General features: G+C 72.0%; 21 protein-coding genes. 12 read left to right on the top strand and 9 right to left on the bottom strand.

The features are described from left to right. Positions 1-34: 34 nt before the first annotated feature. Positions 35-1,546, top strand: coding sequence for a trypsin-like serine peptidase (locus H4W80_RS54725; protein ID WP_192792277.1), 1,512 nt, complete (start codon positions 35-37; stop codon positions 1,544-1,546). A gap of 24 nt (positions 1,547-1,570) precedes the next feature. Here the strand turns inward: H4W80_RS54725 and H4W80_RS54720 are convergent, their stop codons facing one another. Next, entirely contained in the window at positions 1,571-2,695 is a 1,125-nt protein-coding gene (locus H4W80_RS54720) for an MFS transporter (RefSeq protein ID WP_318787521.1), read from the bottom strand. Positions 2,696-2,748: 53 nt separating this feature from the next. Between H4W80_RS54720 and H4W80_RS54715 the strand changes: the two genes are divergently transcribed. Together H4W80_RS54715 and ybaK are read left to right on the top strand one after the other, a co-directional pair. Next, a complete protein-coding gene (locus H4W80_RS54715) occupies positions 2,749-3,492 on the top strand; it encodes an AraC family transcriptional regulator (RefSeq protein ID WP_192792276.1) in 744 nt (247 codons plus the stop codon). A gap of 20 nt (positions 3,493-3,512) precedes the next feature. Beyond that, complete coding sequence (ybaK, locus tag H4W80_RS54710; protein ID WP_192792275.1) at positions 3,513-4,007, top strand: Cys-tRNA(Pro) deacylase; 495 nt, start codon at positions 3,513-3,515, stop codon at positions 4,005-4,007. Here ybaK and H4W80_RS54705 read toward each other — a convergent pair. Together H4W80_RS54705 and murA are read right to left on the bottom strand one after the other, a co-directional pair. Further along, positions 4,004-6,277: a transglycosylase domain-containing protein gene (locus H4W80_RS54705; protein ID WP_192792274.1), complete on the bottom strand. Its 2,274-nt coding sequence runs from the start codon at positions 6,275-6,277 to the stop codon at positions 4,004-4,006. The genes ybaK and H4W80_RS54705 overlap by 4 nt on opposite strands. A gap of 53 nt (positions 6,278-6,330) precedes the next feature. After that, a complete protein-coding gene (gene murA / locus H4W80_RS54700; protein ID WP_318787520.1) occupies positions 6,331-7,641 on the bottom strand; it encodes a UDP-N-acetylglucosamine 1-carboxyvinyltransferase in 1,311 nt (436 codons plus the stop codon). 63 nt (positions 7,642-7,704) lie between these two features. Here murA and H4W80_RS54695 point away from each other — a divergent pair, with 63 nt between their 5' ends. Continuing rightward, complete coding sequence (locus H4W80_RS54695) at positions 7,705-8,226, top strand: hypothetical protein (protein WP_225964201.1); 522 nt, start codon at positions 7,705-7,707, stop codon at positions 8,224-8,226. 79 nt (positions 8,227-8,305) lie between these two features. On the opposite strand, the gene H4W80_RS54690 is transcribed toward H4W80_RS54695, so the two are convergent. Together H4W80_RS54690 and dnaE are read right to left on the bottom strand one after the other, a co-directional pair. Next, complete coding sequence (locus H4W80_RS54690) at positions 8,306-9,676, bottom strand: amidase (protein WP_192792273.1); 1,371 nt, start codon at positions 9,674-9,676, stop codon at positions 8,306-8,308. A gap of 603 nt (positions 9,677-10,279) precedes the next feature. Beyond that, complete coding sequence (gene dnaE, locus H4W80_RS54685) at positions 10,280-13,807, bottom strand: DNA polymerase III subunit alpha (RefSeq protein WP_192792272.1); 3,528 nt, start codon at positions 13,805-13,807, stop codon at positions 10,280-10,282. A gap of 169 nt (positions 13,808-13,976) precedes the next feature. On the opposite strand from dnaE, the gene H4W80_RS54680 reads away from it, so the two are divergent. Together H4W80_RS54680 and H4W80_RS54675 are read left to right on the top strand one after the other, a co-directional pair. Beyond that, a complete protein-coding gene (locus H4W80_RS54680; protein WP_318787519.1) occupies positions 13,977-15,332 on the top strand; it encodes an amino acid permease in 1,356 nt (451 codons plus the stop codon). A gap of 97 nt (positions 15,333-15,429) precedes the next feature. Then, on the top strand, positions 15,430-16,449 hold the full coding sequence (locus H4W80_RS54675; RefSeq protein ID WP_192792271.1) for an SGNH/GDSL hydrolase family protein: 1,020 nt from the start codon (positions 15,430-15,432) through the stop codon (positions 16,447-16,449). Between the two features lie 6 nt (positions 16,450-16,455). On the opposite strand, the gene H4W80_RS64175 is transcribed toward H4W80_RS54675, so the two are convergent. Beyond that, a complete protein-coding gene (locus tag H4W80_RS64175) occupies positions 16,456-17,433 on the bottom strand; it encodes a chorismate mutase (RefSeq protein WP_192792270.1) in 978 nt (325 codons plus the stop codon). Positions 17,434-17,724: 291 nt separating this feature from the next. Between H4W80_RS64175 and H4W80_RS54665 the strand changes: the two genes are divergently transcribed. From H4W80_RS54665 to H4W80_RS54640, 6 genes are read left to right on the top strand one after another with little or no spacing between them, the layout of a single operon-like run. Next, positions 17,725-19,608, top strand: a complete 1,884-nt coding sequence (locus H4W80_RS54665) for a serine/threonine-protein kinase (protein WP_192792269.1) — start codon at positions 17,725-17,727, stop codon at positions 19,606-19,608. Between the two features lie 10 nt (positions 19,609-19,618). Next, the gene (locus H4W80_RS54660) at positions 19,619-21,208 is read left to right on the top strand and encodes a serine/threonine-protein kinase (protein ID WP_192792268.1); all 1,590 of its coding nucleotides are present in this window, start codon (positions 19,619-19,621) and stop codon (positions 21,206-21,208) included. Next, positions 21,205-22,047: an AraC family transcriptional regulator gene (locus H4W80_RS54655; RefSeq protein WP_192792267.1), complete on the top strand. Its 843-nt coding sequence runs from the start codon at positions 21,205-21,207 to the stop codon at positions 22,045-22,047. The genes H4W80_RS54660 and H4W80_RS54655 overlap by 4 nt, the downstream gene beginning before the upstream one ends. Positions 22,048-22,058: 11 nt before the next feature. Further along, positions 22,059-22,721, top strand: a complete 663-nt coding sequence (locus H4W80_RS54650; RefSeq protein ID WP_192792266.1) for an AzlC family ABC transporter permease — start codon at positions 22,059-22,061, stop codon at positions 22,719-22,721. Further along, positions 22,718-23,029, top strand: coding sequence for an AzlD domain-containing protein (locus tag H4W80_RS54645; RefSeq protein ID WP_192792265.1), 312 nt, complete (start codon positions 22,718-22,720; stop codon positions 23,027-23,029). Before H4W80_RS54650 ends, H4W80_RS54645 begins: the two co-directional genes overlap by 4 nt. 10 nt (positions 23,030-23,039) lie before the next feature. Next, positions 23,040-24,491: a serine/threonine-protein kinase gene (locus tag H4W80_RS54640; protein WP_192792264.1), complete on the top strand. Its 1,452-nt coding sequence runs from the start codon at positions 23,040-23,042 to the stop codon at positions 24,489-24,491. Between the two features lie 6 nt (positions 24,492-24,497). Here the strand turns inward: H4W80_RS54640 and H4W80_RS54635 are convergent, their stop codons facing one another. The 3 genes from H4W80_RS54635 to H4W80_RS54625 are packed head-to-tail and all read right to left on the bottom strand — an operon-like array spanning position 24,498 to position 26,372. Further along, entirely contained in the window at positions 24,498-25,427 is a 930-nt protein-coding gene (locus H4W80_RS54635) for an RluA family pseudouridine synthase (RefSeq protein ID WP_192792263.1), read from the bottom strand. Then, a complete protein-coding gene (gene lspA / locus H4W80_RS54630; RefSeq protein WP_378525871.1) occupies positions 25,420-26,019 on the bottom strand; it encodes a signal peptidase II in 600 nt (199 codons plus the stop codon). The genes H4W80_RS54635 and lspA overlap by 8 nt, the downstream gene beginning before the upstream one ends. Further along, the gene (locus H4W80_RS54625; RefSeq protein ID WP_192792262.1) at positions 25,983-26,372 is read right to left on the bottom strand and encodes a TraR/DksA family transcriptional regulator; all 390 of its coding nucleotides are present in this window, start codon (positions 26,370-26,372) and stop codon (positions 25,983-25,985) included. Before H4W80_RS54625 ends, lspA begins: the two co-directional genes overlap by 37 nt. Positions 26,373-26,558: the final 186 nt, after the last annotated feature.

Genomic DNA, 26,558 nt, shown 5'->3' with positions numbered 1-26,558 from the left:
CTTCGTCTGCATTTCGTAACCTAGAGTGATCGAGATGTCGTCGATTTCGCTCAAAGGGGACACCGTGCCGAAGGTCCTGGTCACCACGCTCACCACGCTGGCCGGCGTCGCCCTCGCGGTGCCCGCGACCGCCGGTCAGCAGCCCCCTTTGACGCCCGTCCAGGACCGCGCCTGGGGCGCCGCGTCGTCCCCGCTGATGCAGCCCGCCCGCGCCGTGCGTTACTGGACCGCGAGCAAACAGGCCCAGGCCACCGCCGCGGAGCTGCCGAAGAGCCTGAAAGCACGCGCCCAGGCCGCCACGGAGCTGCCGAAGAGCCTCGAGGCACAGGCCCAGCTGCGCAGCGTGCCGGACGGCAAACGGATCACCCCGGGCGGGGACGTGAACGGCTACGCCCCCATGCCCCGCCCGTACACCAGCGCGACCCAGAGCCGCGTCACCGGGCGGCTGTTCTACGTCAACTCCAGCGGCGTGGACGACTCCTGCAGCGCGTCCGTCGTACGCTCGGCGGTCGGGCTGCTCATCGTCACCGCCGCCCACTGCGTGTACAGCGTGCCGCTGGGAGCGTCGGCCGGCCGGTGGCACACGAACTTCGCGTTCGTGCCCGCGTACGACGGGCAGGCCGCCGACGTGCGGGGCCGCGAGCCGTACGGGCGGTGGGGCGCCCGCCGGGCGTGGAAGCCCGACTCCTACACCGGCATGAGCGGCGGCGACTGGAACTCGCACTACGACATCGCCCTCATCGAGGTCGGCACGAAGAACCGCACGCTCCAGGACGCCGTCGGCGCCTTCACCCCGATCCGCAACCAGGGCGGCGCGTACACCGTCGCCACCACGGGCTACCCCGGCGTGAGCGGCAGGAAGCCGTACGACGGCGAGGACCAGCTCTGGTGCCTGGCCAGGACCGAGCCGACCGGCGGCATCGCCGACACCGGCACCCTGTTCGCCTCCCGCATCACCACCACGTCCGCCGGCGGGCGCATGGAGACGCACAACTGCCACCTGTTCAAGGGCCACAGCGGCGGCCCGTGGCTGCTCAGAGGCACCGACGACCTGATCGGCGTGCTGTCGGCGGGCACGGAGGACGGCGGGGCGGACGGCTACTCCGTCGCCAACGCCATCAACGCCGAGAGCTACGGCGCGATCATCAAGCAGGCCGACCCGCAGGGGGTGTACGACGCGCTGTCCATCAGCACCTCCGGCCCGCGCCGCCCGGTCAGGCGCGGCCGCGGCACCGCGATCGTCAAGGCGACCGTGACCATGCGCGGGCTGATGGGCGCCGCCCAGGTGCCCGTCACGTTCACCCTGCCGGCCGGTACGAGCCTGTCCTCGGTGAACGGCGCCCCGTGCAAGCGCTCGGGCAGGCAGGCCACCTGCACGATCGCCTCCATCCACCCCGGGCGCCCGGTCCAGCTCGCGGCCCGCGTCCGCGTGACCCGCCGGGCCAACCGCTACCCGCGCGTCACCGCCCACGTGGACTCGAGCCGCCTCGACACGAACCAGCGCGACAACACCAGCACCGTCGCCCTCTCCACCTACCGCCGCTGACCGCCTCTCCCCGGGGATGGGAGGTCAGGCGGCGGGCTCCGGCACCGGCTCCTTCAGCGTCCTGGCCAGCAGCCAGGCCAGTGCCGGGAAGACGATCAGGCACGCCAGCGCCGTCCGCAACGTGGTGGCCTCGGCGAGCGCGCCCACCAGCGGGCTGGCCAGCCCGCCCACGCTCACCGCGAGCCCCAGGGTCACGCCGCCCGCCGTGCCCACCCGGGTGGGCAGGAAGTCCTGGCCCAGCGTGACATGCAGCGAGAACGGCGCGTACAGGGCGATGGACGAGGCCGCGACGAAGGCGTACGCGACAGGTCCCGGCGCCAGCACCACCCCCGCGACCGCCGGCACCGCCAGCGCGTAGGCCAGGCGCATCGTCCGCATCCGCCCCCACCGGGCCGCCAGCCGGCCACCCAGCACGGTCCCCACCGCCCCGCCCGCGAACAGCACGAACAGCGCCACCGCGCCCGCCGCCCCGCCCCCCATGAACAGGGCCACGAAGGCGCTCAGCCCGACGTACACGACCGAGCGGAAGACGATCACCAGCGTCAGCCTGGCGAACGACGGCCAGTCGTCCCGGCCCGGCACCGGCGCCGCGGCCCGCGCCGCCCGCCCTCCCCCGGCCAGCGCCCGGACCGCCGGCAGCGTCGCCACCGCCCCCAGCACCGCCGGCGCGGCCAGCAACGGCGAGGCGCCCAGCCCCCACCCCGCCAGCAACGGCGTCACCAGCACCGGAGCCGACGCGAACCCCAGCGTCCCGCCCAGCGAGAACCAGCTCATCCGGACGTGACTGCCCTCGCTCGCGATCCTGGCCAGCCGCGCGGACTCCGGATGGTAGGCCGCCACGCCGAGCCCGGACAGCGCCACGGCCAGCCAGGTCAGCACGTAGGAGTCCGTCACCCCTCCAAGCGCCACCCCGGCGCCCGCGACCAGCGTGCTCACCGGGATCAGCCACGGCATCCGCCACCTGTCCGTCAGCACCCCGAACACCGGCTGCACGACCGACGACAGCAGCGTCGCGGCCAGCACGATGCCGGACACGGCGACGTACCCGTAGCCGCGGCCGGCCACCAGGAAGGGCACGAGCGCGGGGACGGCGCCCTGGTAGAAGTCCACGGCCGCGTGGCCGGCGGCGAGCATCGGGGTCCTGTTCACCCCCCGATCCTCCCCCGGTGGTTTCTGGCCAGCTTCCGATAAAATGCCAATTCATGACGGCAATCCGCCATCTGCCCGAGGCGCCGACGGGACGCCGGCCGCTGGCCCCCGGTGCGGGCATCGACGCGCACCGGCACGACACCCACCAGATCGTCTACGCCTGCCGCGGCGTGCTCTCGGTCACCACCGGCGCGGGCACCTGGGTCGCCCCGGCCAACCGCGCCATCTGGATCCCGGCCGGCACCGTCCACGAGCACCGCGCCCACGGCGACACCGACCTGCGCCTGGTGGGCCTCGCCGGCAACCCCCTCGGCCTCGGCCATCCCACCGTCCTCGTCGTCGGCCCCCTGCTCCGCGAGCTGATCATCACCTACACCTCGGACGACCGATCCCCATCAGACGGCGGGGAGCGCGAAAGGCTGTGGGCCGTGCTCGTCGACCAGCTCAAACGCGCCCCCGAGCAGCGGCTGCACCTGCCCGCCGCCCGCGACCCCAGGCTGAGCGCCGTCTGCGCGATCCTGCACCGCGACCCCGCCGACACCAGGACCCTGGCGCAGCTGGCCGTCCAGGCCGGCACCAGCGACCGTACGCTGGCCCGGCTGTGCCGGCGCGAGCTGGGCATGAGCTTCCCGCAGTGGCGCACCCAGCTCCGCCTGCACCACGCGCTGCTCCTGCTGGCCGACGGCGTCGCCGTGACGACCGTCGCCCACCGGTGCGGGTGGGCGTCGGCGAGCGCGTTCATCGACGTCTTCAGGCGGGCCTTCGGGTACACCCCCGGCAGGGCCTTTACATTGTAGATTCGCTACAATCGGATCCCGTGAGCACATCGAAAGGCAAGGGCGGCACCCCGGCCACCGTGGCGCTGACCAAGGCCAAGGCCGCATTCACGCTTCACCCGTACGAGCACGACGCCTCGGCCCAGGCCTACGGCGAGGAGGCCGCGGACGCGCTCGGCGTCCCCTATGAGCGGATCTTCAAGACGCTGGTGGCCGAGGTGGAGAGCGGGCTGGCGGTGGCGGTCGTGCCCGTGTCGGGCAAGCTCGACCTCAAGGCCCTGGCCAGTGCCCTCAACAGCAAGCGGGCCGCCATGGCCGACGCCGCCAAGGTGGAGCGTGTCACCGGCTACGTCGTGGGCGGCATCAGCCCCCTGGGCCAGCGCAAGCAGCTCCCGACGGTGGTCGACTCCTCGGCGCTCGACTTCGAGACGATCTACTTCTCGGCCGGGAAGCGCGGCCTCCAGATCGAGACCGCGCCCGACAACCTCATCACGCTCACCAGGGCCGTCACCGCCCCCATCGGGAAGACCGGCTAACCGCGCTCGAACGGCCGCCTGGGCTCGAACGGCCGCCTGGGCTCCGACGGCCGCCTGGGCTCCGACGTCTCCAGGGGCGACTGGCCGACGAGCCATTCGAAGAGCCGCCGGCGCCCCCAGAAGAAGGGGTGGTCGCCGCGCCCCCGCCCCTGCTCGGCCTCGCGCCTCTTGCGCTCCTCCTCGGCGAGCGCCTGCTCCAGTCCCGGCGTGTTGCCGCCGCCGAAGCGCGCCATGTCCGGCGCGGAGAAGCCCTTGGGCTCGACGTCCCGCAGCGCCGACTCCATCGACTCCACCCAGATCGGCCCGGGCAGCGACGCCCCCTGCACCGCTCCGTAGTAGTCGTTCCCGATCTGCACCCCCTGCAGCGGGAAGCGGTACGACCCGCGGATGTCCCCCACGCTGACCGCCGCCGCCAGCGCGGGCGTGTACCCGGCGAACCAGGCCGAGGTGTAGCCGTTGTTGGTGCCCGTCTTGCCGGCGGCCGGCCGGCCGATGCTCTGGCCCTGCATGGTGCCCTTGGAGAAGACGCCCTCCAGCACGTAGTTGACCGCGTCCGCGACCTCCTCCTCGATGGCGCGCTCGCACGCGGGCGGCACGTGGGTGCGGCGCCCGTCCCTGCCGATGATCTCGACGATGGCCAGCGGCCGGCAGTAGATCCCCCTGGCCGCGAACGCCGCGAACGCCGCCGCCACCGTCACCGGGTCCATCTCGTTCACGCCCAGCGTGAACGTGGGCACCTCCTTCAGCGGCTCCCCGTCCGCCCTGGCGATCCCGAGCGCCTTGGCCGTCCGCACCACGTTGCAGAGCCCGACCTTGCGCTCCAGCATCATGTAGAAGATGTTCACCGACTTCCAGGTGCCGGTCTCGATGCTGTGCGGGCCGCCGGAGCCCTCGCCGGTGGCGTTGAGAATGCGGGTGTCCGGGTCGTTCACGGCGTGGCCCGCGCAGTCGCGGTAGCCCTGGCCGGGCACGAGTTCGCCCGGGGTGTTGAAGCCGTCGCCGAACCGCCACCCCTGCTGCAGCGCCGTGGCCAGCGTGAACACCTTGAACGTCGATCCGGCCTGGAACCCCTGGCCACCTCCGTGCGCCACGTCGGCGGCCAGGTTGAAGGTGGTCTTGGGGCCGTTCTTCCGGTTGCCGGGGTTGCGGCCGAAGCGTTTGCTGGCCGCTATCGCCCTGATCCGCCCGGTTCGCGGCTCGACCATGGCCTCGGCGGCCACCTCGGTGTCCTCGGGCCAGACGTGGCGGCGGATGGCCTGCTCGGCGGCGCGCTGCGCGATCGGGTCAAGGCTGGTCCTGATCGTCAGGCCGCCCCTGGCCATCCTGGTCCGCCGCTCGGCCTCGGTGTTGCCGAAGACGGGGTTCGACAGCAGCTCGCGCTGGACGTAAAGGCAGTAGAACGGGTAGGTGCTCTGCTCGCACCCGCCGGGCTCGGGCCTGAGCCTGATGGCCAGCGGCGCGGCCTTGGCGCTCGCCGCCTCCTGCGGGCTGATCAGCTTCAGCCCGGCCATGCGGTCGAGCACGAGGTCCCGCCGCGTCTTCAGGCGCTCGCGATGGTCCCGGCCGAGCGAGGGGTCGGTCGAGTACGGCATGCGCACCGCGCCGGCCAGCGTGGCCGCCTGGCCCAGGGTCAGCCGGGAGGCCGACGTGGAGAAGAAGCGCCTGGCCGCCGCCTCCACGCCGTGGGCCCCGGCGCCGAAGTAGGCGATGTTGAGGTAGCGCTCCAGGATCTCGTCCTTGCGGTACTTCTTCTCCAGCGCCAGCGCGAGCCGCAGCTCGGTGATCTTGCGGGCCAGGTTCGGGGCGCGGGCGCGGTCGCGCTCGGCCTCGCTGCGGGCGGACTCGATCAGGATGTTCTTGACGAGCTGCTGCGTCAGCGACGAGCCGCCCTGCTTGATGCCGCCGGCCTGCGTGTTGGTGAGCAGCGCCCGGAACGTGCCCCGGATGTCGAGGCCGCCGTGCTCGTAGAAGCGGGCGTCCTCGATGGCCACGATCGCCTTGCGCATCACCGGGGCGACGGCGCGCAGCGGCACCGCCGTCCGGTTGGCCTCGTAGAACTGGGCGAACGTCCTGCCGTCCTTGTCCAGCAGTCTGGTCACCTGGTCCAGGGGCTCCTCGCGCGGCGCTGGCGGCAGGTCGACGAAGGTGTTCGCGACGTTCTTGGCGGCGAGGCCGCCCCCGCTCACCACGGGCGCGGCGAGTGCCGCGGTCAGCACCCCTCCGAGCGCCCCCGCCAGCCCGAGCGCGCCGACGGATCTGAGTACGGTCACGTCACATGATCTGCGACGTCCAGATCCGCGCCAAACGCCCGCTTGTCACCTGTTTACCGTTGCCTGCGGATGTGCAGACCGAGCGAGGCGAACTGTTCGAACGGCCGGTGGTAACCGCGTTCGATGTGGTGCACGCCGCGCAGCGTGGACGGCCCGTCGGCGACGGCCGCCGCCAGCACGGCCGAGAACCCCGCCCGGATGTCGGGCAGCGTCACGTCGGCGCCCTTGAGCTTGGACACGCCGCGCACGACGGCCGAGTGCCTGGCGTTGGTGTCGTGGTAGCGGCAGGCCGGCCCGCCCAGGCACTGGTCGAACACCTCGATCTCGCAGCCCATCTTCTGCAGCGCGGGCACGTACACCAGGCGGTTCTCGAAGACCGTCTCGTGCAGCACCGACATGCCCTGGCTCTGCGTGAACAGCACCATGAGCGGCGTCTGCCAGTCCGTCATGAAGCCGGGGTGGGTGTCGGTCTGCACGGCCGCCGAGCGCAGCCCCTCGGGCGGCGCGGTGGCGCACAGGTACTCGTCGTTGATGTCGAACTGGGCGCCCATCCTGGCCAGCGTGGTGATCGCGGTGACCAGGCGATCCTGCGGGCAGCCGTGCACCCGCACCTCTCCCCCGGTGACCAGGCCGGCCGCCAGGTACGAGAAGGCCTCGATGCGGTCGCCCATCAGCCAGGTGGAGGCGCCGCGCAGCCGTTCGACGCCCTCGATGACGATCCTGCGGTCGGGGGAGAGCTCGATCCTGGCGCCCATCCGCTGCAGGAACAGCGCCAGCTCCACCACCTCGGGCTCCATCGCGGCGTTCTTCAGCACCGTCTTGCCCTCGGCCAGGACCGCCGACATCAGGATCGTCTCCGTGGCGCCCACGCTCGGGTACGGCAGCTCGATCCGGGTGCCGTGGAGGCGGCCGGCCTTGGCGAAGATGCCGGTGTCGCCCACCTCCACCTCGGCGCCCATCGCGCGCAGGGCCTCCACGTGGAAGTTGACCGGCCGCCGCCCGATCGGGTCGCCGCCCACCAGCGGGACGAACGCCTCCCCCGCCAGGTGCAGGAGCGGGCCGAGCATGAGGATGGGGATGCGGTTCAGGCCCGTGAACGCGTCCGGCACCCTCGGCTCGATCGCCTGTCCCCGCCCGATCCTGATCTCCGTGCGGGAGATCTCGACATTGATGCCGAGCGCCCGCAGCATGGCGGCGGTGATCTCCACCTCGCCCACCTCGGGGGCGTTGTGGATGCTGCTCTCCCCGTCGCCCAGCATGGCGGCGACCATGTGCTTGGAGACTCCGTTCTTGGAGCCGCGTACTTCGACGTCCCCCCGGAGCGGGCCGGAGGGTTCTATCAACCAGACCTCTTCTGCAATCACGAAGCGAGCCTAGCCGGGGGATACCATCGAGCTGATTCGGACATACATGTAAGGGGGAGTGGCGTGACGAGGGAAGTGCGCGCTTTCGCGGTAACTGTCCTCACACTTGCCACTCTCGGAGCGGCCGCCGGACTGGTCTGGTCAGGGATCACGCCACGGGCGCCGTACCAGGTCACCGATCAGGGGACGGTGCTGGCCGACCCGTCCACGCAGGCGCTGATCGCGGCCGACGGGTGGTTCGCGGTGATCACCGGCGGGCTGGGGCTGCTGTGCGGCGGGGTCGCGTGGTTCGCGGCGCGGCGGTGGATGCTGCCGGTGCTGCTCGGGCTCTGCGCCGGCGGCGTCCTGGGAGCGATGCTGACTCTGTGGGTCGGCTCCACGTTCACGATCGGGGCGGTCGTGGTCGAGGCCGCCGCCACGCCCGGGGTGAAGGTCGTCCCGGGCGCGCTGAAGCTGACGGCCTCCGGCGTGCTGGTGTCCTGGCCGCTGCTGGCGGTGGGGCTGTTCGGGTTCCTGGAGGGCATGCACGGCTATCGCGAGTCGCCGCTGCGCCACCCGTACGGCGACCCGCCCACCCCCCTCTGACCCACCCGCACGCCGCCCACAGCGACGGGCGGGACTCGCGGCGCCGGATGCGACGGCGCGGGGCGGCTCGCCGTACCGGCTACAACGGCGGACGGCGCTCGCCGTGCCGGGTGGCCTGCTCGAACGCGCGGGCCACGCGCAGGACCCTGGCGTCCTCGAACGGCCGGCCCACGATCTGCACCCCCACCGGGAGCCCGTCCGCGGTGAACCCGGCCGGCACCGACGCGGCCGGCGCGTGCAGCACGCTGATCCAGTACGCGGAGCGCATCCAGGCGAGGTAGTCGGGCATCGGCTCCCCGTTGATCTCGCTGACGTGGGGCTGCTCGACCGGGAACGGCGGCACCTGGCTGACGGGCGCGATCAGCACGTCGTAGGTGTCGAAGAACGCGGCCATCCGCTGGTAGAGGCGGCTGCGGCCCTGCTCGGCCCGGGCCAGGTCGGCGCCGGTGACCTTGCGGCCCTGCTCGACGTTCCACGCGGTGTTGGGGCCGAGCCCGGTCAGGTCGCCGAAGGTCAGCGCGTAGTTCCACGCCCGATACGTCCGGAACGCGTCCTCGGCCTCCGACAGGTCCAGCTCCACCTCCTCGACCACGGCCCCCAGCCGCTCGAACACCGGCGGCGCCGTCGCGGTGACCTCCGCCGTCCTCGGGTCCACCGGCAGGCCGCCCAGGTCCGGGCTCCACGCCACGCGCAGCCCGCGCACGCCCTCCTCCGGCTCGGGGGCGAAGGCCTCCTTGATCGAGTACGGGGAGCGCCGGTCGAACCCGGCGATCGCCCCGAACATCAGCGTCACGTCCTCGACCGTCCTGGCCATCGGCCCCTGCACGGACAGCGTGTACCAGGCGTTGGTGTCGGACGGGTCGGGGACGCGGCCCGGGGTGGGACGCAGGCCGACGACGTTGCAGAAGGAGGCCGGGTTGCGCAGCGAGCCGCCCATGTCGGAGCCGTCGGCCAGCGGGACCATCCCGGTGGCCAGGGCCGCGGCGGCGCCCCCGCTGCTGCCTCCGGCGGACTTCGACAGGTCGTAGGGGTTTCTGGTGGCGCCGAACACCTCGTTGACGGTGTGGGAGCCGGTGCCGAACTCCGGGGTGTTGGTCTTGCCCATGGTGATGGCCCCGGCGGCGCGCAGCCGCCGGACGATCAGGTCGTCCTGGGCCGGGACGTTGTCGGCGAAGAGCGGCGATCCGTAGGTGGTGCGGATGCCGGCCGTGTCGACGAGGTCCTTGTGCGCGACGGGCAGGCCGTGCAGCGGACCGGCCGGCTCCCGCGCGTCGGCCGCCTTGGCCGCGTCGAGCGCCTGCTCGGCGACCAGGGTCACGATGGCGTTGACGCGCGGGTTGACCTGCTCGATGCGGTCGAGGTGGGCTTGGACGACCTCGACGGCGCTCACCTGCCTGGTCCTGATCAGGTGCGCCAGCTTGGTCGCGGTCGAGTAGTGCAGTTCGCTCACCCTTGGATCCTGCCTCACGAGCCGCGGCGCGACGACGGCGAGGGTTGCCCACCCCGGCCGCGACCGCTCGTCGGATCATCACCGGAACGCCCCCGGCCGCGGACGCTCGTCGGATCACCACCCGAACGCCTCCGGCCGCGGACGCTCGTCGGATCACCACCGGCACCCCTCCGTCCACCTGCCGCTCAGGAGCAGGTGCGGGAGGTGTTGCGGGGATCCACCACGATCACGTCCCGACCGGCGCTTTCAGCCGCGCGTCACGGCGGCCCGCCACGCCCGCCCGGTGAGCGTCCCCCTGGACAGAGCCCGGCCGCGTGCGGCGGGTGGGCTCTCCCGTGCGCAGCCGTAAAGGGTGCCAGGACAGCCGCCGCAGCGGTGCGAGAGCCCGGGCGGCAGCCGCCGCAGCGGTGGGAGAGCCCCGGCGGAAGCAACCGCAGCGGTGCGAGAGCCCGGGCGGCAGCCGCCGCAGCGGTGGGAGAGCCCCGGCGGAAGCAACCACAGCGGTGGGAGAGCCCGGGCGGCAGTCGTCGCCTGCGGCTGGAGCCCGGGCCGGGAGGGCGAGGAAGGGCGCCGGGTTTCAGTGCGCGGCAGGGCGGAGAGAGATCACGCGCCCAGGCACGCCGGCCCGAGGAGTTGTTTCAGGTCGCCCATGAGAGCGGGCGAGGGGGTGACGCGGAGGCGGTCGTCGACGCGCATCACCGTGGTCTTGGGGCCGTTGTGGACCTGCAGGTGCACCTCCGACGTCCCCGGATGCGTCGTGAGGATCTCCTTCAGCCGCCCCACCACCGGCGGGGTGCAGCGGGTCAGCGGCAGGCTCACCAGCAGCGGGCCGCCCGCCTCCTGGGTCAGGTCGGGCGCCGTCACCTCCATGGCGATGATCTTGGCGACGTCTTCCCGCTTGTCGATGCGCCCCTTGACGAAGACGATCGCGTCCTCGGCCAGGATCGTCGAGCACAGCTGGTACGCCGACGGGAAGATCATCACCTCGATCGAGCCTTCGAGGTCCTCCAGCTGGGTCAGCACCCAGGTGTCGCCCTTCTTGGTGACCTTGCGCTGCACCCCGCTCAGGATGCCGCCCACGGTCACCACCTGGCCGTCGGCCCGGCTCTCGTCCTGGACGGCCGCGATCGAGCAGTCGGCCCCCGCCGACAGGATGTGCTCGACGCCGAACAGCGGGTGGTCGGACACGTAGAGGCCGAGCATCTCCCGCTCGAACTGCAGGAGCGTGTTCTTGTCCCACTCCCCCACCGGAATCTGCACGTCGAAGGTCTGGTCCTCGCCCCCGTCGATGGCGCCGAAGAGGGAGTCCTGGCCGATGGCCTCGTTCTTCTTGATGTCGATGATCGCGTCGACGGCCTGCTCGTGCACCATGACCAGGCCCTTGCGGACGTGGCCGACCGAGTCGAACGCGCCCGCCTTGATCAGCGACTCGATCACGCGCTTGTTGCAGACGATGGCCGGCACCTTGCGCAGGAAGTCCTTGAACTCGGCGAAGCGGCCCTTCTCCTTGCGCGCCTTGAGGATGCCGTCGACGACGTTGGCGCCGACGTTGCGGACGGCGGACAGGCCGAAGCGGATGTCGGTGCCGCGCGGCGTGAAGTCGAAGTCGGAGTCGTTGACGTCCGGCGGGTAGACCTTGATGCCCATGCGGCGGCACTCGTTGAGGTAGAGGGCCGACTTGTCCTTGTCGTCCTTCACCGAGGACAGCAGCGCGGCCATGTAGGCGGCCGGGTAGTTGGCCTTGAGGTAGGCGGTCCAGTAGGAGACCAGGCCGTAACCGGCGGTGTGGGCCTTGTTGAAGGCGTAGTCGGAGAACGGCAGCAGGATGTCCCACAGGGCCTTGATGGCCGCGGCCGAGAAGCCGTTGTCCTGCATGCCCTTCTCGAAGAACTCGAACTGCTTGTCCAGCTCGGACTTCTTCTTCTTGCCCATCGCGCGCCGCAGCAGGTCGGCGCCGCCCAGCGAGTAGCCGGCGACCCGCTGCGCGATGGCCATGACCTGCTCCTGATAGACGATCAGGCCGTAGGTCGTGTCGAGGATGTCCTTCAGCGGCTCCTCGAGCTCGGGGTGGATCGGGGTGATGTCCTGCTGGCCGTTCTTGCGCAGCGCGTAGTTGGTGTGGGAGTTGGCGCCCATCGGGCCGGGGCGGTAGAGCGCGAGGGCGGCGGAGATGTCCTCGAAGTTGTCGGGGCGCATGAGCCGCAGCAGCGAGCGCATGCCGCCGCCGTCGAGCTGGAAGATGCCGAGGGTGTCGCCGCGGGCCAGGAGCTCGTAGGACTTGCGGTCGTCGAGCGGCAGCTTCAGCAGGTCGATCTGCTCGCCGGTGGTGGACTCGATCATCTTCACGCAGTCGTCGATGATCGTGAGGTTGCGCAGGCCCAGGAAGTCCATCTTCAGCAGGCCGAGCGTCTCGCAGGTCGGGTAGTCGAACTGCGTGATGATCGCGCCGTCGGAGTCGCGGCGCATGACCGGGATGTAGTCGGTCAGCACCTCGGCCGACATGATCACGCCCGCGGCGTGCACGCCGGTCTGCCTGATCAGGCCCTCCAGGCCCTTGCCGAGGTCCATCGTCGCCTTGACGTCGACGTCTTCCTCGTAGAGCTTGCGCAGCTCACCGGCCTCGGCGTAGCGCGGGTGGTCCTTGTCGAAGATGCCCGACAGCGGGATGTCCTTGCCCATGACGGCGGGCGGGAACGCCTTGGAGACCCGGTCGCCCAGCGCGTAGGGGTAGCCCAGGACGCGGCCCGCGTCCTTGATGGCGGCCTTCGCCTTGATGGTGCCGAACGTGGCGATCATGGCGACCTTGTCGGCGCCCCACTTCTCGGTGACGTAGCGGATCACGTCACCGCGCCTGCGCTCGTCGAAGTCGATGTCGACGTCGGGCATGGACACGCGCTCGGGGTTGAGGAAGCGCTCGAAGATCAGGCCATGCGGGATCGGGTCGAGGTCGGTGATGCCCAGCGCGTACGCCACCAGCGACCCCGCCGCCGAGCCACGGCCGGGACCGACCCGGATGCCGTTGCTCTTGGCCCACATGATGAAGTCGGCGACCACGAGGAAGTAGCTCGGGAAGCCCATCTGGATGATGACGCCCAGCTCGTTTTCCGCCCAGGCGCGGTGCTCCTCGTCGACGCCCTCGGGGAAGCGCCGCTCGAGGCCCTTCCAGACCTCCTGGCGGAAGAACTGCTCCTCGGTCATGCCCTCGGGGATGGGGAAGGTCGGCATGAGGTTCTTGTGCTGGAAGAACCCCTCGGGGTCGACCTTCTCGGCCACCAGCAGCGTGTTGCGGCAGCCCTCGGCCCACAGGTCGGAGGAGTCGACCGCGCGCATCTCGTCGGCGGTCTTGATGTAGTAGCCGCTGCCGTCGAAGCGGAACCGGTCGGGGTCGGACAGCTGCTTGCCGGTCTGGATGCACAGGAGGGCGTCGTGGGAGGAGGCGTCGGACTCGTAGGTGTAGTGCGAGTCGTTGGTGACCAGCGGCGGGATGTTCAGCTCCTTGCTGATCCTGGTCAGCCCGTCGCGGACGCGGCGCTCGATGTCGAGCCCGTGGTCCATGATCTCCAGGTAGAAGTTGTCCTTGCCGAAGATGTCCTGGAACTTCGCCGCGGCCTTGAGCGCCTCGTCGTACTGGCCCAGCCGCAGCCTCGTCTGCACCTCGCCCGACGGGCACCCGGTGGTGGCCATCAGGCCCTCTGAGTGCTCGGCGAGGATCTCGGCGTCCATCCGCGCCCACTTGCGCACGAACCCCTCGGTGTAGGCGCGCGAGGACAGGCGCATCAGGTTGTGCAGGCCCGCCTTGTTGCGCGCCCAGATCGTCATGTGGGTGTAGTAGCCACCCGCCGAGACGTCGTCCTTCTTCTGGTGCGGCTCGCCCCACAGGACCGGCTTCTTGTTGTGGCGCAGCTCCGGCGCGACGTAGGCCTCGATGCCGATGATCGGCTTGATCCCGGCGCCCGTCGCCTGCCTGTAGAAGTCGTACGCGCCGTGCATGTTGCCGTGGTCGGTGATCGCGATCGCCGGCATGCCCAGGTCGCCGACCTGTTTGAACATCTGCTTGAGCCGGGCGGCCCCGTCCAGCATCGAGTATTCGGTGTGTACGTGCAGATGGACGAACGAGTCGCTGGACGACATGGAGCGGCGCCTCCCGGTCTCGAGTGGGGTTGTGCGCTCCGACTCTAGTGGTCCGGACCGACATCCTGACGCCCGCGCCGCGCCCCCGCCCGGACCGGCGCGCCGGGACCCCCGTGGCCATCAGCACCGATATCGTCTTATTCACTGTAAGTAGTTGAGGAGACACTCGGTGCGCACGCAGACGGACGAAGGATACCGGCACGCGCTCGGCAACCGCCAGGTCCAGATGATCGCGATCGGCGGGGCGATCGGGGTCGGCCTGTTCCTCGGTTCGGGCGGCCGGCTGGCCGCGGCGGGGCCCGCCCTGGTGCTCTCGTACGCCACCGCCGGAGCGGCCGCGTTCTTCGTCATGCGGGCGCTCGGCGAGCTGGTGCTCTACCGCCCGGTGGCGGGGTCGTTCGTCGAGTACGCGGGCGAGTTCATCGGCCCGTGGGCGGCGTTCGCCAGCGGCTGGATGTACTGGATCAACTGGGCGTTCACCGGCATCGCCGAGCTGACCGCCATCGCCGCCTACATCCACTACTGGGCTCCGGCGTTCCCGCAGTGGCTGACGGCGCTCATCGCCCTGGGCTTCGTGCTGTCGGTCAACCTGGTGTCGGTCCGGCTGTTCGGCGAGCTGGAGTTCTGGTTCGCCATGCTGAAGGTGCTGGCGATCACGATCTTCCTGGTGGTCGGCCTGGTCCTGGTGGTCTTCACGATCGGCCAGGCGACCCCGCACAACCTCGTCGCCCACGGCGGCTTCTTCCCCAAGGGCTTCCCGATGGTGCTGATGAGCCTGCAGTCGGTGGTGTTCGCGTACGCGTCGATCGAGCTGGTCGGCATCACGGCGGGCGAGACGGCCAGGCCGCACCAGGTCATGCCGAAGGCGATCAACGGCGTGGTGTGGCGCATCGCGATCTTCTACGTGGGCTCGGTGGCGCTGCTGGCGATGGTCCTGCCGTGGACCGCGTACCACGCGGGCACCTCGCCGTTCGTGACGGTCTTCGCGGGCCTCGGCGTCCCGTGGGCCGCCGACGCGATGAACCTGGTCGTGATCACCGCCGCGCTCTCGTCCTGCAACTCCGGCCTGTACGCCACGGGCCGCATCCTGCGCGCGATGGCCATGAAGCAGGAGGCGCCCGGGTTCACGGGCACGCTCAGCTCCAGGTTCGTCCCGATGGGCGGCATCCTGTTCACGGCGGTCATGTTCCTGGCCGGGGTGGCGCTGTTCTACTTCCTGCCCGAGCACGCCTTCAACATCGCCACCGCCGTCGCCTCCCTCGGCGTGATCACGACCTGGGGCGTGCTCGTCTGGTGTCAGCTGCGGCTGCGCCGCTCCGGGCACCTGTCGGTCTTCCCGATGCCCGGCGCGCCGTACACGAACTGGTTCACGCTGGCGTTCCTGGCGCTCGTCGTGCTGCTGATGCCCTTCGCCGACGCCGACCAGCGGGTGGCGTTCTTCCTCATCCCGGCGCTGGCCGCGGCCATCGCCCTCGGCTGGCGGGTGGTCAGCCGCCGCCGGACCGTCAACGGCGGCCGCCCCTGACTGAGTACTCTCGATGTGCCGGCACAGAGCCGCCGCACCGGGGGAGGCCGCACTGGACGAGGCGACACGACAGACGCCGAGATGGACGAGACGGGCGATGGTCCAGGTCGTGGCCGCCGCCGCCGTCGGCGCCGCCCTTGCCTTGGCATGCGCGCCCCTGGGCGTCTTACCGAGGCTGGCCTGCGCCGTGCTGGGCGCGGGCTGCCCGGACGGCCAGGAGCCGCACGGGAGGCTGCCGCAGGCGACCCGCCTGACGCCCGTGCAGGTGGCACAGGGCGGCATGTACGTCGCGCTCGGCGACTCCTACTCCTCCGGCGAGGGCGTCTGGGACCTGGACAGGAAACCGCTCAACGACGGCGCCGCCCGCTGCCACCGGGCGACGGGCTCGTACGTGCCGCTCGTCGCGCAGGCCTACCGCTTCGGGGGCGGCACCGCCTTCTACGCCTGCAGCGGCGCCACCACCACCCAGATCCTGTCGGGCCAGTACGGCCAGCAGCCCCAGATCACCCGGGTCGGCCCGAACGCCAGCCTGGTGACGCTGAGCATCGGCGGCAACGACGCCGGGTTCACGAAGGTGCTCACGGGCTGCATCGTCAAGCTGCCGTGGTCGTCGGCGTGCGTGGAGCAGGACGCCGCCGTCGCCCGCCGCATCGACGAGCTGCGCCCCAACCTGACCAAGGTGCTGCGCGAGCTGCGGACGCGGGCGCCGAACGCCCGCATCATCGTCCTCGGCTACCCCCGGCCCTTCCCCGAGGACCCCGTGACCACCGTCGACAACCTGAGCGCCGAGGACCAGACCTGGCTGAACGGGATGACGCGCCGGCTCAACGACACGGTGGCCTCGGTGGTGTCCGACTTCGACCGCGTGATCGCGGCGTTCGGCGCGCCGGGGAGCGTCGAGTACGTGGACGCGTACGAGGCGTTCACGGGGCACGAGGTGGGACAGCCGCAGCCGTACCTGAACGGGCTGGCCCTGAACATGGACGAGCTCAAGGTCAACGCCCGCAGCTACCACCCGACGGGCGACGGCTACCGCCGCTTCGCCGAGCTCATCACCAAGCAGATCGCCGCCGGGCCGGGCCGCCCCATGAACAACGTCCGCCTCGACGCCCCCTGAGCCCGCTCACTCGGCCGAGCGCTCCTCGGCCAGGTGGAGGCCCGCCTCGATGACGGCGTTCATGATGGGCGCGAGCCGGGCCTCCCCCAGCGACGGGGCGCGCAGCGCCATCCGCGCCACGAGCGCGCGCTCCCGGGCCAGGTCGCGCCCCGCGAACCCGCCCACCGGCTTGATCCGCTGCACGATGCCCGCCAGCGCCGCCCGCCGTTCGAGCAGCGTGGCCAGCGCCGCGTCCACCCGGTCGATCGCCTCGCGGCACTCCGGCAGCGTGGCGGGCGCCTCGGGCCGCACCAGGGCGCCCACGACCGTCACCGCCTCCTCGGCCGCGCGCAGCGCCGTGGCCGGAGAGAGCTCCTGACGGGACTCGGCGAGGCTCCCGGGGCCCACGAACTCCAGCGCCCCGCTCTTGGAGGGCTCAGCCGTCCGGGCACCCGCGTAGGTCCCGAGCTTGGCGGCGGACTTGCCCCGTTCGGCCGAGTCCACGACGAGCCCGTCGGCGCCCGCCGCCACCGCCGCCGCGGACAGCGCCGCGTCCCGCGAGACGTCGGCGAGCACGGGACGCCCCGAGACGGCGCGGGCCGCCCGCATCAGCCCCAGGTCCAGCCGGCCGCCCTCGCACAGGAGCACCCGCCCGTCACCCTCCCGCGCGCAGTAGTCGGCCAGCTCCAGCCACTCCTCCAGCGAGGCGGCGGGCCGCCGCTCCACGACCACCGGCAGCCCCAGCCCGGCCGCCGAGCGCACCAGCGGGATGTCGCGCGTCCACGACGAACCCACCACGACCGCGTCCGCCCGCTCGGCGATGGCCGGCAGGTCGGCGGCCGAGTACGGCTCCACCAGCGTGGCGTGCTCGCCCAGCACCTCGTACGCGTCGGCCTGCCCGCGGTGCGCCCGCAGGTCGACCCGGTCGCCGATCACCACGGCGGGCCCCTCGCCCACGAGCGTTCCGCCCACCGCCACCGCGCGCCGTTCCAAGGTCGATGACATCCTCGACTCCCCCAATTCGGGCCGGCCCCTGCGCAGCCGGCGGGAAAACCAAAAAGGCAGAGACGGGTCGTCTCTGCCTCGTGCCGGCTCCAGGTGGTCGCTAGCTGACGACCGGCTCTCCCGGAGCCGGCTCGATAAACGCGTAGCGACAAGTCATGTCTGAAACACTACACCCATGGCTTCACCTGCTGGACGGCGCCTCGCACATGACGGACTGTCCTTCAGGCGAGTCGCCGTTGATCCCTCGCTATGGGAGTATTTCTTGGCCTAGAGGAGGGTTTGAGGCCGTTGATGTCGGATCGCAAGCAGGAGGGACGCCGCATCGCCGGCCGCTACCAGCTGCAGGAACCCATCGGCAGGGGCGGGATGGGCATCGTCTGGCGCGCCTACGACGAGCTCCTTGACCGCACGGTCGCGGTCAAGGAGGTCAGGTACGCGGCCGCCCTGGGCGAGGAGGTGCAGCTGCTGAACCGGCGCACGATGCGCGAGGCGAGGGCGGCGGCGAGGTTCGAGCATCCCAACGTGATCGTCGTGCACGACGTGATCGAGGAGGATGACCGGCCCTGGATCGTCATGCAGCTCGTCCAGTCGCGCTCGCTGGGCGCCGTGATCAAGCAGGACGGGCCGCTGGCGCCCAAGCGGGTGGCCGAGATCGGCCTGGCCGTGCTGGACGCGCTGCACCGCGCCCACGAGGCCGGCGTGCTGCACCGCGACGTCAAACCCGAGAACGTGCTGCTGGCCGACGACGGCCGGGTCGTGCTCACCGACTTCGGCATCGCCACGCTGGAGACCGAGACGCAGCTCACCGTGACCGGGCTGGCCGGAACGCCGGCGTTCATCGCGCCCGAGCGGCTCAAAGGGCTGCCCGCGCGGCGCGAGTCGGACCTATGGTCGTTAGGGGCTACGCTGTACACGGCCGTGGAGGGCCGCTCCCCGCACGAGCGGGGGATGGCCCTGGCGACCATGCACGCCGTGCTGACCGACGAGCCCGATCCCGCTCCACACGCGGGCCCGCTCACCGACGTGATCATGGGCCTGCTCAACAAGGAGCCGGTCCAGCGGCTCACGTACGAGGAAGCGCAGCGGATGCTGCGGCAGGTCATCGCACAGGCGAGCCCGCCGCCGACCGCGCAGTTCCCCGTGTCCCAGACGATCCGCGTGCCGCGGCTGCCCACCGCGCCGCACAAGGCGCCCGCACCTGCCGATCCGCCCTCGCCCAGCGAGGCCTCCGCGCAGGGCAAGGCCGCCGTCCAGAACAGGTTCCGCGCCCTGGGCAAGCTGCGCCAGGCGCCGCCCGTCGAGGACGACACCCCGACCGACCCCAACCTGATCGCCGCCCCCGCCCCGGCGCCGTCGCCCGCCGTCCCCGAGACCGGGTCGCGGATCACGCCCGCGCCGACCGTGGACCCGGCCCCCGCCACCGCCGAGTCCACGATGGACGCGGCCAGGACGGAGCAGCGCCGGGCCGGCCCGGTCATCGCGGCGGCCGTGGCCGTCGTGCTCGTGGCCGCGATCGGCGGCTACCTCGGCCTGCGCTCGGCCCCCGACGATGTCGATCCGAAGAAGGGCGCGTCCCAGGCCACGGTCCCCAGTGCCACCGCCTCGCAGGCGTCGCCGAGCGCGTCCGCGTCCACGTCGGCCTCCGCCGAGCCGAGCGCCTCCCAGCCGCCGTCGCCGACGGCCACTCCGACCCCTGAGAAGGAGAAGGAGGAGGAGAAGAACCCCCTCCCGGCCGGCTGGAAGATGTACAAGGACAAGAAGCTCGGCTTCTCCATCGGCCTGCCCAAGGGGTGGGACGTGTGGGACCGCGGCGGCATGCAGGTCAAGTTCAAGGGCCCCGGCGCGGCCTCCAACGCCTACCTCATGATCGAGGAGGCGAAGAACCCCGGCAAGGACCCGTACAAGGACTGGAAGAAGCAGGAGCCGAGTCTCAAGAACAACTTCGGCGGCTACAAGAAGCTCGACATCAAGCGGGTCGACGGCTTCCATAAGGCCGCCGCGGACTGGGACTTCACCTGGAACACCAACACCGGCAAGACGCGGGTGCGCAACCGGGGATTCATCACCGAGAACGGGCGGGCGTACGCGATCTACTGGCACACCCTGAAGAGCCACTGGAAGGCCGACTACGACTTCTTCGAAGGGTTCTGCGCCACCTTCCAACCGGCCAAGTAGGCTTCACGGCGTGGAAAGGCGGGTCAGCAACCGGTATCGCCTCATCGAGCCGCTCGGCGAGGGCGGCATGGGCGTGGTCTGGCGTGCCCACGACGAGCTGCTCGACCGCACGGTGGCGATCAAGGAGGTCCGCTACACGGGCGTCGGCGACGCCAAGCGGGCCGAGCTCAACGGCAGGACCATCAGGGAGGCCAGGGCGGCCGGCCGCCTCGACCACCCGTCGGTGATCGTCATCCACGACGTCGTCGAGGAGGACGGCCGCCCGTGGATCGTGATGCAGCTCGTGCGCTCGCGCTCGCTGGCCGAGGTGGTGCGCGAGCGCGGGCCGCTCACGGTGGGGCAGGTCGCGGTGATCGGCGGGCGGGTGCTCGACGCGCTGCGCGCCGCGCACGCCACCGGGGTGCTCCACCGTGACGTGAAGCCCGAGAACGTGCTGCTGGCCGACGACGGCCGGGTGGTGCTGACCGACTTCGGCATCGCCTCGCTGGAGGCCGAGGCGGGGCTGACGGCGACCGGCGGGCTGGTTGGCACGCCCGCGTACATGCCTCCCGAGCGCCTCAACGGCGAGCCCGCGCGCCCCGAGTCGGACCTGTGGTCGCTGGGGGCGACGCTCTACGCCGCCGTCGAGGGCGAGCCGCCGTTCAGGCGCGACTCGTGGGCCGCGACGGTCGCGGCGGTGCTGCGCGACGAGCCCGGACCGCCGGCGCGGGCCGGCGCGCTGCAGCCGGTCATCATGGGGCTGCTGCGCAGGAATCCGGACGAGCGCCTGCCCGCCGCGGAAGCCGCCAGGCTGCTGTACGAGGCCGCCACGAGCCCGTCACCCCACCCGACGCCCCCCGGGGCCTGGCGGCCGACGGCCGGCGCCGCGAACACCGCCGAGGGGCCCACGCTCTCTACGCGGTCCAGGCGCGGCAGGGCGCTGTGGATCGGCCTGCCCGCCGCCGTGGCGGTGCTGGGCGCGGGCGGCTTCCTGGTCTCCAACCACTGGACGAACACCGCCACGATCACGGACCCCACCCCCACGGGACCCACCACTGGGCCCACCACTGGGCCCACCGCCACGCCGACCACGTCGAGCACGCCCACCGCCACGCCAGAGCCCACGCGCACGCCCACCGCCACGCCCACCGCGGCGGCGCAGCCGGTGCCCGCGGGATGGCGGGCGTTCAGGAGCACGCAGGGCCGCTTCGGGATCGCCGTCCCCGAGGGCTGGCGGGCCGTGAAGCACGCCACCAGGGACAGCATCAGCTTCAAGGGCCCCGACACCCCCGGGGCGATGATCGTGGAGTGGACGGTGCCCGACTTCGCCTGGGCGGACCCGGCCAAGCAGTGGGCCTCCCTGGAGCGGGAGATCCAGGCGAAGAACGAGTTCGAGGGATACAACCGGATCGGCATCGTCTCCACCACCTACCTCGGCCGCAAGGCCGCCGACTGGGAGTTCACCAGGATCCGCGACGGGCAGCGCATCCACGTGATCAACCGCGGCTTCCGCACCGCCGACGGCCGCCCGTACGCCCTCTACTGGGAGACCACCGACGCCCGCTGGGCCTCGGACAGGCGCTACTTCGAGACGTTCGCGAAGACCTTCAGACCCCTATGAAAGAGCAGGCGCACTTCTGGCGGCATCCGGCGGTGCCGGGCACCGACCTGCTCAAGGCCCGCTACGTCACCCACCGCTTCACCCGGCACGTACACGACGGCTACGCCATCGGCGTGATCGTCAGGGGCGTGGAGGAGTTCGACTACCGCGGCACCCTGCACCGGGCGGGCGCGGGCGAGGTGGTGCTGGTCAACCCCGAGTCGGTGCACACCGGCCAGGCGGGCACGCCGGACGGCTGGTCGTACCGCATGCTCTACCCGTCGATCGGCACGCTGGCGGGGATCGCCGCCGAGCTGGGCGTGCCGTACGCGACGCCGCACTTCCCCAGGCAGGTGGTGCGCGACCCGGAGGTGGCGCTGCTGCTCGGCAGGGCGCACCAGGCGGCCGAGCGCGGCGACGCGCTGGCCGCCTCCACGCTGAGCCGCACGCTGTTCGCGCGGCTGGTGACCCGCCACGCCACGCCCAGGCCGGCGACGGTGCTGCCCGCCGAGGGCCAGCGGGCCGTGCGGGAGGCGCTCGACCTGCTGCACGACAGCCTCATCGACCCGCCGACGCTGGACGACCTGGCCGACGCGGTGGGCGCGCGGCCGTTCGCGCTGCTGCGGGCGTTCAAGGCCGAGACGGGCCTGCCGCCGCACGCGTACCTCACCTCGCTGCGGGTGCGACAGGCGCGCCGCCTCCTGCAGTCCGGGGTACGCCCGGCACAGGTGGCCGCCGAGGTCGGCTTCACCGACCAGGCCCACCTCAACCGGCATTTCAAGCGCATCGTGGGCGTGCCGCCCGCGGCGTACCAGCGTGCTGCAGGAACGTACAAGACCGGCGCTTCCCCCACCTCCTAGCCTCTTGCGGCATGGAACAGACAACTCACCGTTCCGCCGCCGTGCGGGACGGCCTCGGCATGGGCGTGGCCGTGGGGCTGTCGGGGATAGCCTTCGGCGCCGCCGCGATCACCGCGGGCCTCAGCGTGCCGCAGGCGTGCGTGCTGAGCCTGCTGGCCTTCACCGGCGCCTCGCAGTTCGCGCTGACCGGCGCGGTGGGCGCGGGCGGCGACCTGGTGACCGCCACCCTGGGCGCGCTGCTGCTGGGCGGCCGCAACACGCTCTACGGCCTGCGCCTGGCCGACCTGCTCCGGGTACGCGGTCCGCGCCGGCTGCTGGCCGCGCAGGGTGTGATCGACGAGACGACGGCCGTCACGCTGGCCCAGCCGACCCGGGAGGCGGCCCGCACGGGCTTCGCCACCACGTTCGCCAGCCTCTACCTCACCTGGAACCTGACCACCCTGGCGGGCGCCTACGGCGCGTCCTTCCTGGGCGACCCCGGCGTGCTGGGGCTGGACGTGGTGGGCCCGGCCGCGTTCCTGGCCATCCTGTGGCCGCGCCTGACGGCCAGCGCCGAGCTGCGCGGGCTGGCGGGCGCCGCGGCGGTGATCGCCCTGTGCGCCACCCCGTTCCTGCCTCCGGGCGTGCCCGTGCTGCTGTCGGCGGCCGCGGTGCTGGTGGTGATGGCGCGATGACGCTGTGGTGGGCCATCGCCGCGGTCTGCGCGGGCTGCTACGCGCTCAAGCTGGCCGGGCTGGCGGCGCCGCGCCGGGTGCTGGAGCATCCGGCGATCCGCAGGTTCGCCGAACTGGTGCCGGTGGCGCTGCTGGCGGCCCTGATCGCGGTGCAGCTGTTCACGGAGGAGGGCGGGCTGAGCTTCGACCCGGCGCGTACGGCCGGGCTGGGCGCCGCGGTCGTCGCGCTGCTGTTGCGGGCGCCGTTCCTGGTCATCCTGGCGGCGGCCGCGCTCGTCACCGCGCTTGTCCGGTTCTTTCTGGGGTAGTCGCCCGTGCATGTCCGATGCAACAGAGATGGTCGGTGGGCGTTACCGGCTGCTCAGGACGATCGGCCGGGGCGGGATGGGAACGGTGTGGCAGGCTCATGATGAGGTGCTGGGCCGGGACGTGGCGGTCAAGGAGGTCCTGCCGCCGCCCGACCTGACGGGTCCGGAGCGCGAGGTCTTCGCCGTACGCACTTTCAGAGAGGCCAGGGCGGCCGGCCGGGTGGCTCACCCCGGCGTGGCCACCGTCTACGACGTCCTGGAGGAGAACGGTCACCCGTGGATCGTCATGCAGCTCGTCCGCTCCCGCACCTTGGGCGAGCTGATCCGCGAGGACGGCCCCATGTCCCCGCCCGCGGCCGCGGACATCGGGCTGCAACTGCTCGAGGCGCTGCGCGCGGCGCACGCGGCGGGCGTGCTGCACCGGGACGTCAAGCCGGACAACGTGCTGCTGACCGAGGACGGCCGGGCGGTGCTCACCGACTTCGGCATCGCCACGACGGAGGACGAGGCTCCCGTGACGAGCACGGGCGTCCTGCTCGGCACCCCCGCGTTCATGGCGCCGGAACGCGCGGCGGGCAGCCAGGCCAAGCCCTCCTCCGACCTGTGGTCGCTGGGCGTGACGCTCTACATGGCGGTGGAGGGGCACTCGCCCTTCCAGCGGGACAACCCCCTGGCCACGCTGGGCGCGGTCCTGCACGCCGAGCCGGAGCCGCTGTCCCGCGCGGGCGTGCTCGGCCCCGTACTGCTCGGGCTGCTGCGCAAGAACCCGGCCGAGCGCATGTCGCTGGAGGAGGCCGAGCAGCAGCTGGCCGCGATCCTGACCGGCGGCGCCCCCGAGCGGACGGGCCCCCTCACCGAGCCGGGCGCCGCCGGGGCGGGCGTTGTCGGGCTGGGCGCAGCTGGGCTGGGCGCTGCCGGGGCAGGCGCTGCCGGGCCGGGAGCTGCCGGGGCAGGCGCTGCCGGGCCGGGAGCGACCCGACCGGGCGCGGCTGTGCCGCGGCGGCGGCGCAGGCTGCCGCTGGCCGTGATCGCGGCAGGCGCCCTGGTCGTCGCGGCGGTCACGGGCGGGGCGGCCTGGTGGTCGTCCGGCCGGGCGCGGGACCTGCCCCAGAGCCCGGGCCCGGCCCCGGCCGTCGTGTCCGCCCCGCCCTCCACGAGCGATCCGGCCACCCACACTCCGGCCACCAGTGACCCGCAGCTCACTTCGACGCCCTCCGCTCCGGACAGCTCCCCGCCCCCGGCCAGTTCCCCGCCGGCCGTCGAGAGCCCGCACAGGACACCGTCCGGCGAGCGGAAGGACCCCACCCGGGAGCCCACGCCCACCGGTGAGCGGAAGAACCCCAAGCGGACGCCGACGCCGAGCGCGAGCGGCAAGAAGGACCGGGAGAACACCACCCCTTCCCGGACCCCGGACTCGGTCGAGCCGTCGGAGCCGGGCAGCGAGGACGCCGACCAGCCGTAGGGGCGCTCAGGACTCGGCGCGGACGATGTCGAGCGCCTTCTGCAGGTCCTGCGGATAGTCCGTGCTGAACGACATCCAGTCGCCCGTGGTCGGGTGCTCGAACCCGAGCGCCACCGCGTGCAGCCACTGGCGCGTGACCCCCAGCCGGGCCGCCAGCGTCGGATCCGCGCCGTAGAGCAGGTCGCCGACGCAGGGGTGCCGCAGCGCCGCCATGTGCACCCTGATCTGGTGCGTGCGCCCGGTCTCCAGCTTGATGTCCAGCAGCGAGGCCGCGCGGAACGCCTCGACGGTGTCGTAGTGGGTGATCGACGGCTTGCCCCCGGCCACCACCGCGAAGCGCCCGTCCCCGGACGGGTGGCGGTCGATGGGCGCGTCCACCGTGCCCCTGAACGGGTCGGGATGCCCCTGCACGAGCGCGTGGTAGCGCTTGTCGACCGTGCGCTCCTTGAAGGCCCGCTTGAGCCGCGAGTAGGCGACCTCGCTCTTGGCCACCACCATCGCCCCCGTGGTGTTGGCGTCGAGGCGGTGCACGATGCCCTGGCGCTCGGCGGCCCCGCTGGTGGCGATCGTGTGACCGGCCCCGAGCAGCCCGCCGATCACGGTCGGCCCCGTCCAGCCGACGGTCGGGTGGGCGGCCACGCCGATCGGCTTGTTGATCACGATGACGTCGTCGTCCTCGTACACGACCGTCATGCCCGGCACCGGCTCGGCGACCGGCATCGGCGTGGTGACCGGCGGCGGCATCGTCACGTCGAGCCACGCGCCCGCGTGCACCCGGTCGGACTTGGCCGGCTGGCGGCCGTCCACCAGCACCTCGCCCGCGCCGATCAGCTCGGCCGCGCGGGTGCGCGAGAAGCCGAACAGCCGCGAGAGCGCGGCGTCGAGCCGCTCGCCCTCCAGGCCGTCGGGGACGGGCAGGCTCCGCTGCTCACTCACCCTTCTCGGCCCCCTTGGTCTCCGGGGTCTCCCTGGACCCGTCGATCTGCACGTTGCGCCAGGCCAGCAGCACCGCCAGGATGCCGCCGCAGACGATGGCCGAGTCGGCGATGTTGAACACGGGGAAGTAGTCGATGATCGGGAAATGCCCGGGGAGCACCTCGATGAAGTCGACGACGTGCCCCTGGAGCTGCGAGGAGCGCCCGATCCCCGAGGGATAGCGCAGCAGCCGGTCGGTGAGGTTGCCGAGCGCGCCGCCGAGCAGCAGCCCCAGCGTGACCGCCCAGGCCCGGCTGCCGAGCTTGCGGGCGGTGCGCACGATGGCGACGACCACGCCCGCGGCGATGAAGGTGAAGACGAAGGTCATTCCGGTGCCGAGGCTGAACGCGGCACCGGAATTGAAGATCACCCGGAACTGCAGCACGTCCTGGATGACGACGAGCGGCGCCTGACCCTCGAGTGTGCGCAGCACCACCGTCTTGGTGATGAGGTCGGCCGCGTAGACCACGGCCGCCAGCACGACGAGGACGGCGAACAGCCGCCCGCGGGGGCGGCCTACCGGCGCTCCTCCTTCTGCTTGCAGGCCACGCACAGCGTCGCCCTCGGGAACGCCTGAAGGCGTTCCTTGCCGATCGGCTTGTGGCACGATTCGCACACTCCATAGGTCCCGGCGTCGATCCTGGCGATCGCACGTTCGTTCTGCGCGACCAGATCGCGCGCATTCAGGGTAAGGGCGATCTCGCGTTCGCGCTCGTACGTCTTCGCGCCGGCGTCCGCCTGGTCGTCGCCCGCCCCCTGGGTGACGTCTCCAGAGGCTATCTCCGTCTCGTGGCGGTGGATGTCCGCGTTGAGCTGGTCGATCTCACTCTGGAGCATGCCGCGTACCTCGGCCAGCTCCTCCTCCGACCACATCGAAGGTGTAGCGGTCTGCGTGGGTGCCGCCATGGCTGCCTCCATTGCTGATCAAGGCCGTAAATGGTGCGGGCAGCTTAGGATCCACATAACGGAACGGCAAACGACCCGCCGGACGGTTTACCTCCCCCGTACTATCCCGCCTCGCGCATTAAACTCCTCCACAGGGGCGTCCATTCCCGCATCTTTGTCGGTTGCGTACCGACGGCCCCGCGAGTG

It is taken from the genome of Nonomuraea angiospora, from assembly GCF_014873145.1.
GTDB lineage: Bacteria > Actinomycetota > Actinomycetes > Streptosporangiales > Streptosporangiaceae > Nonomuraea > Nonomuraea angiospora.
The sequence above is the reverse complement of the archived record's forward strand: the minus strand, read 5'-3'. Positions and strand labels throughout refer to the sequence as shown.

Coding starts and splice junctions, on each gene's coding strand:
- H4W80_RS54725 (WP_192792277.1), top strand. CDS start 35: ATGTCGTCGATTTCGCTCAAAGGGGACACCGTGCCGAAGGTCCTGGTC.
- H4W80_RS54715 (WP_192792276.1), top strand. CDS start 2,749: ATGACGGCAATCCGCCATCTGCCCGAGGCGCCGACGGGACGCCGGCCG.
- dnaE (WP_192792272.1), bottom strand. CDS start 13,807: ATGTCGTCCAGCGACTCGTTCGTCCATCTGCACGTACACACCGAATAC.
- H4W80_RS54675 (WP_192792271.1), top strand. CDS start 15,430: ATGGTCCAGGTCGTGGCCGCCGCCGCCGTCGGCGCCGCCCTTGCCTTG.
- H4W80_RS64175 (WP_192792270.1), bottom strand. CDS start 17,433: ATGTCATCGACCTTGGAACGGCGCGCGGTGGCGGTGGGCGGAACGCTC.
- H4W80_RS54665 (WP_192792269.1), top strand. CDS start 17,725: ATGTCGGATCGCAAGCAGGAGGGACGCCGCATCGCCGGCCGCTACCAG.
- H4W80_RS54655 (WP_192792267.1), top strand. CDS start 21,205: ATGAAAGAGCAGGCGCACTTCTGGCGGCATCCGGCGGTGCCGGGCACC.
- H4W80_RS54650 (WP_192792266.1), top strand. CDS start 22,059: ATGGAACAGACAACTCACCGTTCCGCCGCCGTGCGGGACGGCCTCGGC.
- H4W80_RS54645 (WP_192792265.1), top strand. CDS start 22,718: ATGACGCTGTGGTGGGCCATCGCCGCGGTCTGCGCGGGCTGCTACGCG.
- H4W80_RS54640 (WP_192792264.1), top strand. CDS start 23,040: ATGTCCGATGCAACAGAGATGGTCGGTGGGCGTTACCGGCTGCTCAGG.
- H4W80_RS54625 (WP_192792262.1), bottom strand. CDS start 26,372: ATGGCGGCACCCACGCAGACCGCTACACCTTCGATGTGGTCGGAGGAG.